The sequence below is a fragment of the Cupriavidus sp. 2SB genome (assembly GCF_005503625.1).
Lineage (GTDB): Bacteria > Pseudomonadota > Gammaproteobacteria > Burkholderiales > Burkholderiaceae > Cupriavidus.
Genome location: NZ_SCMX01000024.1, coordinates 57035 through 72410, shown reverse-complemented (window position 1 = coordinate 72410; position 15376 = coordinate 57035). Strand labels below are relative to the sequence as shown.

General features: G+C 57.4%; 21 protein-coding genes. 9 read left to right on the top strand and 12 right to left on the bottom strand.

All coding sequences use genetic code 11. The features are described 5' to 3' along the window. Nucleotides 1-94 precede the first annotated feature (94 nt). The 4 genes from FFS21_RS13790 (at nt 95) to FFS21_RS13775 (ending at nt 2982) form a co-directional block, all read left to right on the top strand. A complete protein-coding gene (locus tag FFS21_RS13790) occupies nt 95-736 on the top strand; it encodes a conjugal transfer protein (RefSeq protein WP_175582403.1) in 642 nt (213 codons plus the stop codon). 320 nt (nt 737-1056) lie between these two features. Beyond that, nucleotides 1057-1341, top strand: coding sequence for a hypothetical protein (locus FFS21_RS13785; protein WP_104670257.1), 285 nt, complete (start codon nt 1057-1059; stop codon nt 1339-1341). 184 nt (nt 1342-1525) lie between these two features. Continuing rightward, entirely contained in the window at nt 1526-1810 is a 285-nt protein-coding gene (locus FFS21_RS13780; RefSeq protein WP_011514778.1) for a hypothetical protein, read from the top strand. Between the two features lie 26 nt (nt 1811-1836). Next, a complete protein-coding gene (locus FFS21_RS13775) occupies nt 1837-2982 on the top strand; it encodes a hypothetical protein (RefSeq protein WP_137925366.1) in 1146 nt (381 codons plus the stop codon). Nucleotides 2983-3541: 559 nt separating this feature from the next. Here the strand turns inward: FFS21_RS13775 and FFS21_RS13770 are convergent. The 5 genes from FFS21_RS13770 to FFS21_RS13750 form a co-directional block, all read right to left on the bottom strand. Then, the gene (locus tag FFS21_RS13770; protein ID WP_011229291.1) at nt 3542-3745 is read right to left on the bottom strand and encodes a hypothetical protein; all 204 of its coding nucleotides are present in this window, start codon (nt 3743-3745) and stop codon (nt 3542-3544) included. A 35-nt stretch (nt 3746-3780) separates the two neighbouring features. After that, a complete protein-coding gene (locus FFS21_RS13765) occupies nt 3781-4020 on the bottom strand; it encodes a hypothetical protein (protein WP_104670256.1) in 240 nt (79 codons plus the stop codon). A 149-nt stretch (nt 4021-4169) separates the two neighbouring features. Continuing rightward, on the bottom strand, nt 4170-4742 hold the full coding sequence (locus FFS21_RS13760; RefSeq protein ID WP_017512638.1) for a hypothetical protein: 573 nt from the start codon (nt 4740-4742) through the stop codon (nt 4170-4172). A gap of 2 nt (nt 4743-4744) precedes the next feature. After that, nucleotides 4745-5137 carry a hypothetical protein gene (locus tag FFS21_RS13755; RefSeq protein ID WP_017512637.1) on the bottom strand — a complete coding sequence of 131 codons (393 nt, stop codon included), beginning with the start codon at nt 5135-5137 and terminating at the stop codon, nt 4745-4747. A 258-nt stretch (nt 5138-5395) separates the two neighbouring features. Beyond that, entirely contained in the window at nt 5396-6448 is a 1053-nt protein-coding gene (locus tag FFS21_RS13750; protein WP_137925365.1) for a DNA methyltransferase family protein, read from the bottom strand. A gap of 118 nt (nt 6449-6566) precedes the next feature. On the opposite strand from FFS21_RS13750, the gene FFS21_RS13745 reads away from it, so the two are divergent. Continuing rightward, complete coding sequence (locus tag FFS21_RS13745) at nt 6567-6899, top strand: hypothetical protein (protein ID WP_017512634.1); 333 nt, start codon at nt 6567-6569, stop codon at nt 6897-6899. Nucleotides 6900-6957: 58 nt separating this feature from the next. Here the strand turns inward: FFS21_RS13745 and FFS21_RS13740 are convergent, their stop codons facing one another. The 7 genes from FFS21_RS13740 to FFS21_RS13710 form a co-directional block, all read right to left on the bottom strand. Beyond that, nucleotides 6958-7587, bottom strand: coding sequence for a hypothetical protein (locus FFS21_RS13740; RefSeq protein ID WP_137925364.1), 630 nt, complete (start codon nt 7585-7587; stop codon nt 6958-6960). A gap of 286 nt (nt 7588-7873) precedes the next feature. Beyond that, a complete protein-coding gene (locus FFS21_RS13735) occupies nt 7874-8479 on the bottom strand; it encodes a hypothetical protein (protein WP_137925363.1) in 606 nt (201 codons plus the stop codon). Between the two features lie 155 nt (nt 8480-8634). Further along, the gene (locus tag FFS21_RS13730) at nt 8635-9075 is read right to left on the bottom strand and encodes a hypothetical protein (RefSeq protein ID WP_225934795.1); all 441 of its coding nucleotides are present in this window, start codon (nt 9073-9075) and stop codon (nt 8635-8637) included. Between the two features lie 144 nt (nt 9076-9219). Further along, nucleotides 9220-9579 carry a hypothetical protein gene (locus FFS21_RS13725; protein WP_137925362.1) on the bottom strand — a complete coding sequence of 120 codons (360 nt, stop codon included), beginning with the start codon at nt 9577-9579 and terminating at the stop codon, nt 9220-9222. A gap of 24 nt (nt 9580-9603) precedes the next feature. Next, on the bottom strand, nt 9604-9972 hold the full coding sequence (locus FFS21_RS13720; protein ID WP_029309134.1) for a hypothetical protein: 369 nt from the start codon (nt 9970-9972) through the stop codon (nt 9604-9606). Between the two features lie 239 nt (nt 9973-10211). Beyond that, nucleotides 10212-10427 (bottom strand): hypothetical protein, encoded by a 216-nt coding sequence (locus tag FFS21_RS13715; protein WP_137925361.1) that lies wholly within the window; start codon nt 10425-10427, stop codon nt 10212-10214. A 45-nt stretch (nt 10428-10472) separates the two neighbouring features. Beyond that, entirely contained in the window at nt 10473-11681 is a 1209-nt protein-coding gene (locus tag FFS21_RS13710; RefSeq protein ID WP_225934794.1) for a phosphoadenosine phosphosulfate reductase domain-containing protein, read from the bottom strand. A gap of 371 nt (nt 11682-12052) precedes the next feature. On the opposite strand from FFS21_RS13710, the gene FFS21_RS13705 reads away from it, so the two are divergent. The 4 genes from FFS21_RS13705 to FFS21_RS13690 all read left to right on the top strand — a co-directional run bounded on the left by FFS21_RS13705 (nt 12053) and on the right by FFS21_RS13690 (nt 15037). Then, a complete protein-coding gene (locus FFS21_RS13705; protein ID WP_215532192.1) occupies nt 12053-12523 on the top strand; it encodes a hypothetical protein in 471 nt (156 codons plus the stop codon). A gap of 55 nt (nt 12524-12578) precedes the next feature. Next, on the top strand, nt 12579-13400 hold the full coding sequence (locus tag FFS21_RS13700; protein WP_017514575.1) for an HDOD domain-containing protein: 822 nt from the start codon (nt 12579-12581) through the stop codon (nt 13398-13400). Between the two features lie 13 nt (nt 13401-13413). Then, nucleotides 13414-14079, top strand: coding sequence for an XRE family transcriptional regulator (locus tag FFS21_RS13695; RefSeq protein WP_137925360.1), 666 nt, complete (start codon nt 13414-13416; stop codon nt 14077-14079). 253 nt (nt 14080-14332) lie between these two features. Then, entirely contained in the window at nt 14333-15037 is a 705-nt protein-coding gene (locus tag FFS21_RS13690) for a DUF6538 domain-containing protein (protein ID WP_137925359.1), read from the top strand. The last annotated feature ends 339 nt before the right edge of the window (nt 15038-15376 follow it).

Genomic DNA, 15376 nt, shown 5'->3' with positions numbered 1-15376 from the left:
CCACTCTCCCGTTCTCCGCCCGAGACAAGTACCAATTCTTTGCGGCTGTTCGTCATCTCTCTCGCGTCCAGACTACCGCGCAAGGGTGCAGCAGATGAAAGTAAAACGATGGATGTGCTTCGCAGTGTTCTACGCCTTGGCATTCAGCGTTGTGATCACGATTAAATCCAATCCTGACCACGGGTACTGGTGGGCCCCTCCCCTCCTGTATGCGCTGATGAGTTGGCCATTCTTCATGTGGTATTACTGCGGAAAATTTCAGTTCGCACCGCACCACCTCGAGCCGATCGAACTGCGAAGCGACGAGACGCACTTGCCTCGCATCGAAGTCGAGCGCCCCGTGCGCAGGCGGGGACCAAGCTCTCTGGAGCTGCTTCGACAGACGCACTTGGAGCACCAGCGGCAACCAGCGCCGCCGGAGGAGCGAACATCGAAACCCGTGCCTGCTGTTCAACGACCGACAACTCCGCCCAAACCAGAGCCGGCTGACAAGCCAGTGAATGGGAAGCGCGCCTCAGTCTCAAAGCACTCCGTACCGATTGTCCCGACACGCCTGCCTGCGGCAGCGGCAGCGAAGACCGACCACGCTGAAGAAACAACCGACGACGCTAAGGATTACTGGCAGGCCAAGCTCCATCGCCGAGTTCGGCATCCAGACGAGTTCTCGTTGCCTCTGTTCCCTGAGGAAGAGAAGGCACTGAACGCGAACATCTCCAACGAAGATCCGTTCCTTTAACCGGCCCGCCACCCTCTTTTGCAGGGTGGCGTTTTTCTTATTCTGTACCCTGTTTTCTGGCTGAAAAGCGAATCTGGGCCAAAACACTCGATCCGCATCGCTTAATCCACTTAAAGAAGTGCAAAAAAAACGCAGACGTGTTTTCGGTGACCAAACTTGCATTACGCTTTTTTGCAAACAAATCCCTTTAAAAACAATAACTTACCGACAATTTTAATTGACCTAACATTTGTGGCGTATTTATAATGTGCCTCACCTTGTTACCAACGGGGCAAGGGCCAAGCACAAACCAAAAACGATTAGAGGCAAGGAAGGTCAAGATGAACAAAGTCGCCGGGGAAACGTCGCTCGCAACAACAATCGGGATGGCATCAATGGGATGTCTCGACTCCGAGGGTCAACCGAAGTGCTCCAAGTTTGTGAACGCCAGCTGCTCGGGGATGCGAGCAATGACGTGTATGAGCAATGCGCTCCAGGACTACCCCGAGGCGCGTGCGGAAATCTTGTTGGCAGGCCTCACCGTTGTAAGCAAATCCTCCAAGAACATCCTCGAGATCCGGAAGTTCGTCCCCCGCATGGAGATGGCTGTCCAGGTCACAGCCTGATCCGTTCCCGCGCGATCGCATCTGCTGTAGTCGCGCCAAAGCCGGCCTGAGGGATTACCCTCCGGTCACTCGTACGTGTTATGTATCCCAACCATCTGCCTGGTTGGTTTATTGACACGTGTTGCCCCGTAGGTATAATTGTTAAAGCGTCGCTCGGCAGAAGGCGGCCAAGGATGGAACAGTCATGCAACGTGAGTACAGCCCTATCGAAATCGGCCTTGACGCGCTCGGCGTGCGAGAGAACCAAAACCCGGTCCTTGCACTCCGGCTCGAAGGTAAATCGGCCGATCAGGCGGTCGCTCTTGTGAACAAGCGTATGGAACGCGCAATGTTGCTCTACCCAGAGATGAAGTCAGACATCCTGGTAGCCGGCGTGCATATCATGCTCGACCTGGTGGATTCAGTGGAGCAAGTGCAACGCGCAGTTCTACCGCGCCTGGACCGAGTGGTTGACCGGGTTGCTACCTAGGAACACAGTCCATCTAACTCCATTCAATGGTGACTGAAGAAGTAGCCGAATTCATTCCTGCCGAAGACGAAGGCGTCGATCCTGTGGACACCACTGAGGTTGACGGCTTTGACACCCCTACCGCAACGGGCAAGCCGTCGGAACTTGAGCGCATGAGCGCCGAGTTCCTGGACAATCCCAAGCGCCCGAAGACCTTCATCGATCGGTTCATCAAAGCGATGTATGCAGATGAGCGTACGCACAAGATTTGCCGCGTACGAGCTCTGAAGTCTAAGGTCGATCTTGGCGATGTCGACGAGATCCTGCAGCGAGTAGTGGTAGTCTTCTTCGCCACCAAGCAACTGGATAAGCTGCGCGAGGCAAACGCGATCTATGCGGTAATCTACGCAATTGCGAGCAATGTTTGCCGGGAGCACATTCGTGACGCTCTCGCACTTACCATCAACCACGATTCGATCGAAGAGATGCGAGAGCGTGGTGAAGAGCTGGAAAATGTTGGCTTGGTAGACAGCGAACCAATTGATAGGGACCAGGTCATCGATTCCAGGACTGCTGCTGCGAAAATGGCCCTGGCCTTCCGAAGGCATTTGAATGGAGAAGAGAAAATGAGCAATCTCGGCGTTTTCGACCTTGATCCTCTGATTGCGCCCGTCGCGCCGGCGCCCGAATCCGCCGCAGCGGACAAGAATCTGGAGGCCCTCCCAGCCCCTGCCGCGCCTAAGCCGCGGGTTCGCCGTGCAAACCGCAACGAGACTCTTTCGGCCGACCAGCTCGAGTTGGTACAAATCTGCGCAGATCTGCAAATGCGCAACCAGGACTTTGCCGCAGCACTCGGCATCGGCCTGCCGCGGCTCTCCTCGTATATCTACGGCCGCACGGCCTCGGTGCCGGCAGACATTATGACCGCCGCCCGAAAGCTGCGCGACGAAGAGCCTGAGGCCATGGCACGTCGCGAGATGTTCAATCGGCCGATGAGCGATATCCTTGGGCGCTGGGCGAACGACCTGCAAGTCGAGTCGGACACCGATCTTGCTACCATCCTGGGCGTCACGAAGATGACCATCTTCCGGTGGCGTACGGATGAAACCAAGCCGGACAATACTGCACTGAACCGATATGAGCAGGTTGTCCGGACGTTTAAGAATCGGCTTGCCGCCATCAAGCAGCGCTAACCTTCTCCATGCGCCATCAAGCCCACTGAGGAATCGGTGGGCTTTTTTTTGCCCGGCTGCAGCAGTGTGGGGAAACAATAGATCTGCAAAACCTATTGCAACAAAGGCCAAAAGAACTTTTCCATGCCCTGCGGGCAAAAAAAACACCCAAGTGAGCACGGCTCAACTTGGGTGTGGCATAGCCAACCGAAGCATGGCTTCAGAAGACCTAGTTGGCGTCAGACGGACGTGGAGCGAACCACATTCGAAGATCAGTTCTTCTTCGCAAACGGATAGCCGCAAGCGAACAGGAAAAGCGAGAGGGCGATAGCAGCAAGCATTGTCAACTCCAGAGTGTCCTGAGGGAAAGTGCAAAGGGCTTTTTGCGTAGTCCTTGCACAATGGGCATGCAGAACAGGCTCGTGTAAGTCCTTACAATGGCCATCGCACGATGAACAACAGCAGCAGCAGTTGCTGCTTCGACATTGCTTGGCGTGGTGTTGCCCCAGGGAAACGCCGGCGTTGAATTGAAAAGCCCGCGGCCGACTGAGTCGGTCACGCGGGCGTCGGGCTACACAATTCAGGAACTGAGTTTCAGCTCCGCGAGAGAGGCTTCGGCGGCCTCGATTCGATCCTGGTCACCGAGCGCTTGCACTATGGCGAGCCGCAACGCGTAGGCTGCATGCTGGGTCGCCGCGGAATCTAGCGCCCCAGTCGTATCGAGAATCGTGTTGAGCCGCTCGAATGCCGCGTCGATGTTTGCGAGTTCAGGACTGGTAGGCAATTCGTTCTCCCTCCATTTGCTTCGGTTGAACTGAGTTAGCCCTGCCCTTGCAGCACTTCCTCAGTGACTTCCGCGAATACTTCGCCGATTGCGTCGACAGCATCCGCCCCGGAAATCTCCTCGTCCGTGCCGAAGCCAAGCTTCGCCATAACGTGGAGCACCTTCTGCAATGCAAGGCGGACCTGATGCTCGCTCGCCCCTTCAATCAGTGCGTTCATCTGCTCCGACGTGAAACCGCCCTTGTTCTCGTCCGCATTGTCGTAGTGGATTGCCATGGTCGTTCTCCTGAGTTCGGTGCGGCAATGCCGCGATTGTTGGTGCTGAGAGATGGTTCACAGGGGACCACAACGGCGAGGGCCCGAAACCTCTGCGCGCTGCGAAATGAAAAGAAAGCCCCCTCTTCTGGAAGAGGGGGCTACTGTGGTTACGAGTTGATGGCGTGCTGCTGTGTATCGGGCCTGGCCCAACCCATCGCCGTGCATTCCAGACGTTCCCGATAGATGTAGGTCGCGCGAGGCTGCTTTACACCATCGAGTAGGCTCTCGATGGCTGACGCAACACCTTTGACCTCCGCCCTTAGTCGATCGATCGCCTCGATCCGTCGCCCCTCTACCGCCAACTCCTCAACAAACGGCATCAGGGTCTGGTCCGAAACCACACTTACCGTCGCACGGATGTCGAGTTCGCCAGCGGTGAGAGGCTTCGGTTCAACAGTCGCACTGAGGATCAGACTCACCCCGCTTACGAGACGCACATTCCAGACCTCCAGCTTGCTTGGCTTACCGTCCAGCCGGAACTCGATTGGCACCGATAGTGGACTGGACACCGCCGATACTGCTGCATTGGCCATCAGGTTCACCAACGTCCCTTCGACGGCCTCTATCAACACATGCCACTTTGATACGCCGGGAAACAGCGAGTCGGGATCGAGCTCTTGTACGTCACTCAGGGGCAAACCAAGATTCTGGAAAGTGTCGCGAAGTTCGGATTGGTTCATCTTCAGATCTCCAGAGTGAAGGCAGTGTTTGCAGGAGCCGCGGAAGCCTCCTTCTCCATCGGCGTCTGAACCAACTCGGCCCATTCGCCAACAAATGGATCAGCTCCAAGGTATTGCACAGCTCCTTCCACTTCCCCTCGTCGCCGAAAGTCATCCAGAACATCGGCCGGGGTAGATCCAGCGTCGAAAGCACTGGCAACTGCAGCCACTACTACGATTGCAGAGCCGGCGGGGGTCACCGGGATCTCGAACAGGTTTCCTTCCGCCATCTTGATCAAGATCGAATCGGCTCCCTTTCGGTACCCGAAGTACTGCAGACCCGTCGATCGCTTAATGCGCCCGGCCAGGACATCGTGCTTCGCGCCTGAGACCAGGTCCTTACTGCTTGTCGTCATCTGCTTCTCCTTTGCGTTGTTCCTTGCAGCTAAGGAATGCACCACAGCGGCAGTGAAGTGCCTAGCGCACGGCAGCACCGGCCAGGATGCTGTGCTGTGGAGGGACGATGAATCGCGAGGTGTTCGGGTGGGCGCAGCGATCGGGACCGAAGGCGGACAAAAAATGCCCACCGTCTGTAGAGACCGGCGGGCGGGAGTTTTCAGATGCCGACCTTGCCGAGACAGGCCGGGCCATCCGACTGAGTTGAGCTCAGAATTTCACAGCATGAGGGCCAACTGAGTAGCCGCGGCCGATGGGCGAGGGCTCGATTCAGCCTTCGCACGTTCCGGAACGGTCTTCCAGGCGCAAATGTGGACCGTAGCAACGCTAGTTCCTGACTCCTTGAATGCCCCCGCCTCGATCTCAGCGATCTCGGCATGGTTCTGCTCGAGGAACTCAATGAACGCGCGATGCTTGCGCTGAGATCCTCGCTGCCAGCCCGTTGATGCGACCACTGACAAGCAACCACCTGGCTTCAAGAACGACCACATGTGCTGGATGTGGTCGATATCCTGGTTGTTTCTGAATGGCGGGTTCGCGATCACGCCATCGAACAAACCAATCTCGCTCGGCGACACTGTGAGGAAATCACGGTCCAGAACGTCATAGCCTTTGCCTTCTAGGATATGCACATTCGGCGCATGATTCTCCACGACCACAATCTCCGCCCCGGCCGCACGCACGATGTCCGCCAATGCGCCACCACCAGCTGACGGCTCCAAGTACCGCCGCCCGGGTCTCGGCATCGCTGCTTCACAAACCCGACGTGCAACAGGCTGGGGGGAAAAGAACGATTGGGAATCCTTCTTTCCATTCACGACATTCCCGCACCGCAACTCCTCGAGGATGACTGCAGCATCAATGCCCGCAGGGAACTTGAAGTACCCGCGAGAATCGTAGCGCCCCCCGCCCTTCTGGATCAGCCGCTTGATTTCCGCATAGCATTGCAGTCTCTCCGACGGCAGTTGAATCGTGCCTTCTTCGATCGTCAACAGCTCCAGCTCAGATGCCAGGCGATCGTCCTCGCGGCGCCGCGGCGCAGAAACTGTGGGAGACGGCCTAACTGCAGGCGCTTTCTCCACGTTCTCAGGAGCCCAGACGTGGTACCGACCGTCCTCATCCGGCTTCGCGATCTCGCCCTCCCGCAACGCGGGCTCTCCGATCCGGATGTTCCCCTCTGCAAGTGGAATGTCCGCAGAGGAATAGCCCATCTGTTGATAGTAGCGATCGGCTGCTTGCTTTGAAGTAAAGTGACAGGTGCCGTATTGCATGGGTATGCTCCTTGTTGGTTGGTCCTTGCAGCTCGTAATGGCGAACAGCGACCATCAACACCAAGGGCATAGCTTTCCCATCAATCCATCGCGGACTCAAACCCACGGCAGTACTCAAATGATGCAAACCATCGTCGCGCGAAAGTTCGCATTGAGCGGGCAGCATGATCACCTTGCCACCCTGGCATCAGGCCTGCATTTCCACGGGCTGTACACCCTCAGGCAGCGCCCCACCGTAGCCACCGTCCAGGGTGAGCTTTGCTACAGCTTGTGGGTGGAGGATCTGACCGGCCGGCTGCAGTGCACGATTCCGGTCTGGAAGACGGCCTGGCAGGAAGACGGCAACTTCAAGTCGCAACATCTCCTGATCAAGGCGTACGCAGTGGGTGATGGATCTCGCCTGGTAGGCAGGATCAACTCAATGGAGCCTGTCCACGTCGTGTGGGACTAGCAGGCACGCTCGAGCAAAAAAAATGGGAGACCCCTGGTGAAGGGATCTCCCGTGGACGTCAAAGTGCATCGATCGCAGCAAGATTCAATGAGCTGCGTGCCACCGTCGCGAGCGTCTTCACTTGAAGCGCGGCAGTGGTGACCTCTACCTGCAGCGCAGCCTCCGCAAGTGCAAGAAGCGCGAATGCTGGCTCAAAGTAGTGCACGTGACCCCGACAGTCTTCGAATTCCAGGGTCATGTTCTCGTCCGACATCTCCATGGCACCATGCGTCAGTCCTTCGAACGCAAGCGGTGCCTCGGCAAGCAGCAATCCAACGTACTCAGTGTAGGCAAAGAGGCGATCGCGGTCGCTGAGGTCACCATCCATGCGCGGTTGCATGGTGGAGATCAGATCAGTGACGCACTGGACTACCCCTTCAATGGCTTCAACTTCCGGCAACAAGTCGTGCTGGGCCGACAGCAGAGCACCGTCAACCACCCGGCCCGTCTCCGCGTCAATCACGCTGGAGACTGCAAGGTCGCCACCGTCGTCTGAATAGCGACGGTCTGCAAGAACACGAATCATTGCCTCGAAAGAGGAGCCGGCCTTCACGGTACCGGAGAATTTCTGCCCACTCGGGTAGAACCCGAAAATGGTGAGATCGCGAATGTTGGACGGAGTGAGAATGTTGTGAGTAGCAGTAGTCATGTAATTCTCCGAGATAGGTTGTGGCTTCGGCGCCTGACCGCCTTACAGAGGGAAATGCGTAACAGGCTTCTGTACGCACCACCCGAAGCAGCCCACTCTTCCCCCTCGCCCCGCTCGCCACCGGGCCGCCGGTGCGGCCATCTGCGCCTAAGCGGCAAAAGATTGGTGTAACTTGACTAATGAATGCATGTCATGGGCGCGTAGAACAGTAAGAGAGCTGCCTCGCCCCGCAAACCCTGAGGCCACATAAAGAAATAGCCCCGGATCTAGTCCGGGGCGTCGTGGGTTAAAGGCCTTCGATCAGGTCATTGAGGATGACGTCGAGCGTCTCGCCGTACTTCTGGTGGACGTGTGCACGGGTCTCCGCGTTCAGCGGAGCGCTGATGTACACGTACGTATCGGAATCCCCGGCCTCGCACTTCTCCAGCCAGCAGATCTTCCGCTTGGCAGCTCGCTTCAGTTGATCGATCGTCTGTTTGGCATCCGTCATGATTCCGATCACCATGGCAGTCGTGTCGTCTGCGCGCTTGAGCGGGGCGTCCTTGGCCGCTTCAATCTCAGCGTCGAAGTCGCGAGTTTCGCCATCCTTCGCGTACTTCTTCTCCGCCTTCAGTACGTCGATCATCGCGTCTCGGATGATCTGAGCGACCTCTGGGACGGCGTACAGTTCGTCAACATAGCGGCCGATCTCGTCATCGTTCTGCAGCAAGCTGCGAACTTCGTCCGGCCCGCCGAAACCTCCATTGCTGATGTGGAGGATCTCGACCTTGCCCTTCTTCAGAGTTACCTCCCAGCAGAGCCCGTCTTGCGCTTCCACCGAGCGAAGCTTCGCCAGACTGAAGCCGGCGACCAAGAATGCCTTGTAAAGTGCGATCTGCGATTTGAAACCCATAGCGGAGTTCTCCTTTGTTAGTTCAGGGTTGGACTTGCTATGGGATATGCGTACCAGGGAGATATAGGCGTGCCACTGCCTAGCGTCACTGCACGGAAGGAAATAGAAATCCCACCGCCTCAAAGAGAGCGGTGGGCATGCTGCTGGTTAATGTGTCACGCGATCGCCGGCGGCTCAGGGGTATTCATGCCCCGATCTGGATCGGTTTTGGCCCGGATGGCTTCGAGGTCGAGATCGTAACGGTGCGCGACGGTCGTAAGGCCTTCCTCGCCCAATGCCTTCACTGCCTGCGACAGTGCTTCATCGTAGGCGTCAGTGATTCCCTCGTTGTAGAGGGCCTGCCACAAGCTGCCCTCTTTGTCCGCCCGAAGAAGAACACCAACCAAGTCTGGCAGCGCGTTGAACGAGCCTACAATTCGCCGCTTCATCACTTCGGCTTCCGCGGGGGAATCTCCCGGCTGGAATACCTCAGCCACCTTGCGGTTTCGATTGTCCGTAATGAACCGGCCAGAGGGCGCCAGAATCACTGGCGAGTCCGCGTAGCCCTGCATCACCTGGCCAGTCACTGCTGGCACCATATTCTCCTGTTGATTCATGTCCGACTCCTTGTAGGGTTGAGTTGCTGCTGGAGATGAGCAACGCCGGGACATATTGAGGGGCGGTCCAGTTGACACCTCCTCTGGAGTCGACCATGAAAAAGCCCTCCGAACGCTTGGTAGCGTAGGGAGGGGGGGAGCTCTTCAGAACGGCGATGTGGAGCTGGGTGCGGTATCTGCGTCCCGTTGACGTAGAAGGCGAACCGAGTACGCTCCAGTTATCCTGTACTCCATCTCGGCAACAAGCGCCTCGACAGCTTTCTGGATTTCATTGGGAGGCATCCCGATGGGAATGATCGCATGGCAGGCCGCCAGTACGTTCTCTCCGGCACTGGTGAACTCACCGTTGCGGAGCCACCAGCGATTGCCCTCCTGATCGAAACTCAGCCAAACGCTGGCCTTCTTCGGTGCAACGACAGTTTCGAACGTCTTGCTGAAGGCATCGACAATGCTGTCCTTCTGCCAGCCGAGTTCCGCGAGGCAATCAATGATCGTTGATTTCACAGTCTCTCCTGAGATCGATAGGCTTTAGCACACCGGACGAAGCACGGTCTCCCGCAGCTCCTTGATTGCTTTGTAGACTGCAACCCGAAGGATGCGGTCAGCCGGCACACCGTTTCGATTCAGCGCGTCGCGGACAGCGATATCGAATTGAAGTTTGGACTTGGCAGCCTCAACGCGTGCTCGCAGATCTGGAGATGTCGAGTACACCATCTCCGCCTCGAGAGCTTCTTCAGTGACGAACATGCTTGCGCCGGTATCGGCGTCGGGGGATGCGCGCAGCGTCGCCTCGGCTTGTTCCTTCGTGCAGAAGCAATGCTCGACCACGCCAGCCTGGGATTCATGGACCAAGATCGCGCTCTTCAGGCCTTGCTGTTCCGATTGGTTAAGTGTCATTTCCCTTCTCCTTGTGGTGTGCGGACGGCGCCGCGATTGATCAGATGGAGAGAGATGCACCACACGCGGTTGCACGAACCTCGGCACGGGTGGGATGAGCCGACTGTTGGGGGGGGGCGATCCAGTTGGCGTCCCCCAGCCCGGCCGGCGCACGCCAGCGCCAAAGAGAAAAGCCCGCTGCACGACCTAAGTCGCGTCAGCGGGCTTGGAGGGAGTTTCACGCAACAGATGCGTTCCGACTACGCGAAGAACACGTACCCAGTTTCCCGCACCTCCTTCTTGACTTTGGCCACGTGCATCAAGAAAGCCAGCTTCTCGCCGGTTCTCACTACACACTCAACAGTCAGGAAGTCGTCGCGAATCCAAATGAATCGCTTTTCATCGGCCTTCTTCAAGAACTCCGACGTCACTGGCCCTTGTATCCAGCGTTTGGCAAAGCCGACAAGCGGCGTCAAATTCGGTCTCTGTCATCGCACATCCATATTGGGTTTGGTTTCACGTCAACCAAAACAAAGCTCCGTCTGCTGGGGATAGGTATCCTCCGCCGAGCCAGCTTTGCCCTTGGCCACTTTCAGCTCCAGCAAACTGCCGTAACGGTTCAGCACGCTGGTGGCATCGAGGCACTGGGCGTTGAGCCCGAGTAGCGCCGAAACCTCCGTGCGAACACCAGCCAGGAGCCCCGCCTCTTCCCGCGAGGGAAGGCACGTCGGCCAACCAGCCGTATAGAGTAGATGTTCCGGGATCGCGGCCTCTATCACCTGTCGCTGTGCCGCAACTGCCTTGGCCTTGTCGGCCCGGATTCGCAGCGACGGCGGCAGGACGTGGGGCGCCACGTCGGACAACCACCGGTTCCCCTGGAAGGCAAATGACGACCTTGCCTCCAGTTCCACCATGCGGATGTATGGCTCGTGGTTGTCCTCGCACATCGCGGAGGCTATCAGATCGGCCTCGGATGACATTATGCAGAACGAACATGAGACCCTTGACATACCGTACTTCGTGTAAGCCTCATGGAGCTCGAGTTCCGCATCATGGATCGCATGCACCACGTCCTGGACAGGCCAGTCGATGATGGCGTTCCACGTCATCCCAACCCCACTCTTGCGGGTCAGTCCGGAGTTCGGCGCCCAGATCGGCATCTTGCTGCGGTTCTTGCTTTCCTGTCGGCGAATCCCCGTCACGTTGAGAATGTCTCCCTGCGGGAAGCGCTTTCGCAACGCACTGGATATGAGGTGTGTCTTCATTTCGCTCGTGCAGAATCGCATCGACGGCGTGCTCCAGGGAAGGATGAGCTTCACACAGGACATGTCCTCGTACCGCGAGACACTTTTCTGCCACCGTACTTCCCAGCGGTCCAGCATATCGCCAGCCTGCCGACGAACCACCAGCAGTTCCCAACCCAATCGATGTGCCAACCGCTCGCAGCTCGGCAGGCTATCCTTCCACTCGATACGGCCTAGGTCGGAATGCACCAGCAGCCGCGGTCCCTTGTGGCCGATCTGATCCAAGTGCCTTGCCACCGCAATAGCGCAGGCATCCGAATCCTTGCCGCCTGAGACCCCGACCGCCACCACCGCATCGCGGGCAAGCATGGATTCGACCTCTGGCGACAAACCAACCTGATTGGGCTTTCCGGCCGGGGCACCTTCCAGGAACTTCGGCGTGATGAAGCGAATTGCTTGTTCTTGCGTTCCTACGGACATGTCCATGTTATGAATCTCCCTGTGATGGAGGCCATGCGAGGCCTTGCCCGTAGGGGATGCAGCTCATCAAGCTATAACCCCTCGCATTTCCGCAGTATCATGTACGCATACTCCAGTTGTGCGCGTCGCACAAGGGAACACATCAAACGTGAAAGGCGTAGAGGGAGCAACACTGATGGCCGCAATCATGATCGTGGATGGATCTGCAGTTGGTTACGCAAATCAGTACTCTCACACCCTGACCGCGCAAGGGATGGAGGTACAAGCGATCAGCGGCACTCTCTGGTCGTTGTCCGTGCTGCTGCGCACCCACCGTCGGACACGGCATCGGTTGGTTCGATTCACGCGCAAAAAAGCTGATCGCCACAGCAGACGACTTGCATGACCATGTCGGGACGCCAGACCCTTGGACCTACCTTCAGGCCAAGGCATTGGCGGGCGACGCGTCTGATACCATAGAAGGTCTTCCGCGGGTAGGTATCTCAACCGCACTCAAGGTGTTTGGACAGCATGGCGGCTCCATTGAGAGCTTCTATGCACATGTCGAGGCCGGCAAGGTCGATTTAAAGAAGAAGACTCTCGGTGCCATTGCTTCGGCAGCAGGCCGGGCTACGTATGAAAGGAACATGAAGTTGATGGACCTTTCCCGAGCTCCCGTTCTCCGGGCGTCCGACGTGACGGTTTCCTGCGAACCACTAGACGAAGTTGTCTTCTCGGACTGGGTGGAGCATTTCTCGCTGCAGGCGATCTTGCGCAATGTTGGTCAGTTCATCGAGCCGTTCATTGAGGCAACACGTCGGCCTGGCCAACGTGACCTGGAGGCTGCAATCGCTCGGCTTGGCACATGACGGACCCTCAAACCCCGGAAATCACGCCCCCACCTCGCCGCCCTGCTGGAGTTTTATGATGCCCCTCAACAAGGTCTTTGACCAAACCGTCAAGCTGCCAACGATTCCGCAGGTGGTGTACGACCTTGTCGAAATGACGCGGTACGAGAAAACTGACCTGTCCGATATCATCGATCTCGTTCGGCGGGATCAAACCATTGCCGCAAAGGTCATCCGTGTCGCGAACTCCAGCTTTTACGGAGAAAGCGGCCGAATCGCCAGCGTGGAACGTGCAGTGAATCTGGTTGGCCTGCAAACACTCCGCACCACGGTGATCACGTCTGGGGTTATGAGTGCCTTCCCACAGGTGGCTGGGATAAGCATGGGCAACTACTGGCGGCACGGCCTCACCAGTGCGTACATGGGGGCAGAGATTGCCGGCACCCTTGGCGTGGACGCCGAAGAGGCCTTCACCGCCGGGCTCATGCAAGGGCTCGGCGTCCTACTCATCCAGCTGAGACTCCCAGCGGAAGCCAAACAGATTGGCACTCTGGTGCACCCTCTGGATCTGGCCAAACGCGTAAGCGTGGAGCGAGAAATCCTTGGGTTTTCCCACAACGATGTCACTGCGGAACTCTTGCTCCGCTGGCGATTCCCGCAAAGCGTTAGGACTGCAATCGCGGACTTCCCCGAGCCTGACCGCGCAGCAATCCTCGGTAAGATACTGCGTGCGTCTTCCGAGTACTCGTGGTACACCCTGTCAGGAGTAAGGGAAGAACTGATCATGGCATCGCTTGACAGCAAACTGGCATCGGCGCTGGGCCTCTCGCAAGAGCGGCTGGAACGTCTTCGTGGCCCCGTGCGAGATGCAGTTGATGCGATCGTGATTTCGAGCTGAGAAACCGTTTCCCGTGCAAACAGGACTTCGCCTTTACCAGGCAATCATCGATCAATCCCAAGCTCTCGGCATCGACTTCGATGCCGCGGCTCACTCATGTGGCGTGAGTGCCGACCTCCTCATGAGTTGTTTCGATGAGCCCACGCATACCAAGCCCCATGATCTCTATGACGTTCTGACGCGAAGGAGAATAGACGCAATCAGTTCGTTTCTGGACTGTTCTGGCTTCAGAGTGTTTCTCCTCGCCGACGTTTTCAAGTGGGAAGACTACTCGCTGATCTCGGGATCAGGCCTGTTTGCAGGCCCAAGCACGGCTGATGTCACACGAGCGAATGAGGCGGCCCTCTACCTCCACTCGGTGGTCAGTGCTGATGTTTTCGGGTCGCCCGAGTTCATCGTTGGCGAGTTTATTGCGGCCACTTGGTCAAAGACGCTTGCCGAAGCGTGCACCAAAGTCGCAGTCAGCTATCGCAAGCTCCTGGCCTGGAAGAATGGAGTGGTAACGCCGGAACTGAGCGACATCGAAGAGATCAAGTTGATGGCTGCCGCTATGGAGGTTGGCACTCCAATGGTGATGGGCGGCCTCGGTTTGCTGAAGTACGAAGATTTTCTGCTGCACGGAACCCGCATCGACATTGAGCATGAGCTCAATGCCGCGCTAGAAGTCGAGATCTGGTAGCCGCACAATTGTTGCGCGAGTGCCGCGAATCGCTCGATCGTAGGGGCCTTTCGCTTTTGCGCCTCTCCACGATAGTTCGCGTTTGTCCTATGACTGCTTCTAACCGTAAGCCGTGAGTTCAAAGTTGGGGGCCAGAAGCCAAGGTCGGGTTCTGGCCCCCAAAGTGGTTCTTGCGGTTCGCGCGCTGTCCCACCAAATTCCCTACCGGTTGTCCCAAGGACAACCTAGCATTTGGAATCATGAGGAGGCAGCCATGAAGCATCCGTCCTATCTCAGGCTACGGCCCAACAGCCGATACTTCCAATTCCGGATCAAGATCCCCGAAGACCTCCGGCAGCATTTTGAGGGACACCCCAGCCATATTGAGCGGAGCCTCAGAACTGCCAGCAAGCGAGAGGCAAATGCGCTCGCGGCTCAGCTCGCTGCCAGCCTACAGCGGCAATTCGAAGCGCTGCGCGCCGGGGAGGCGCCGGATACTGCCAGTTCCCAGACATTGGATATATGCCGTACAAGGAGGCCCTCCATGCCGCAACGCGACGACGAAGAGTCATTGCGAAGGCAGCTAGAGGTTGCATACGTGGCCATAGAGGAGATGCTGCCCATCCACATCTCCGAGTTCTACGAAGGCAGGTACAGAGTCACATCTACCAAAGAAGGGCGCGAATGGTGGAAGTTGTTTCTCGACGAAATCGTGCAACATTCGGGTGCTGCGAGCCACGATCGGCGGGTTCCCTGCCCGCTTTGTGGGCGCGGCGCGGAGACCTCCCTTTCCTCAGCGTCGTCCGGCTTCGTTAATCCAGACGGGATACTGAGGCACCTAATGGGCTATGGAAATGCACACCAATGCCCAGTGACGAAGGCCCTGGAAGATCACGCGAAGACCGATTGGAACGAGAGATTTGCTGCGGTCGACCGAGCTGCAGTGGAAGCGGAACTTCAAGCGCACGTGAACCGTTAGAGACGGAACCTCGCTTTTGTCGATTCGCCTGACGGCACGCCACGCATCTTGGGCGAGATGTCCCCTCATACGATACGGCTCGCGCCCGCGAAGATATCGGTCGCGTCGAGGACCAGCTAAGGGCCATAGGATTTGCTCGGCGGGAGTAAGGTACCCAGTTTTCCTGGGTCTTTGAGGACAACGTTTCCATTGTTTACGCGAATCCCTACTACAGTGCCAAGGTCTTGTTCTCTGTCTATCACTAGCCCAATACCAGGCACGCTTTGATTTTCGAGATGCCTGGACCGACTGGCCTACCAAGTTCGGGGTGCGCCTAGCAAAGGTTGCAGCGTCCTACGG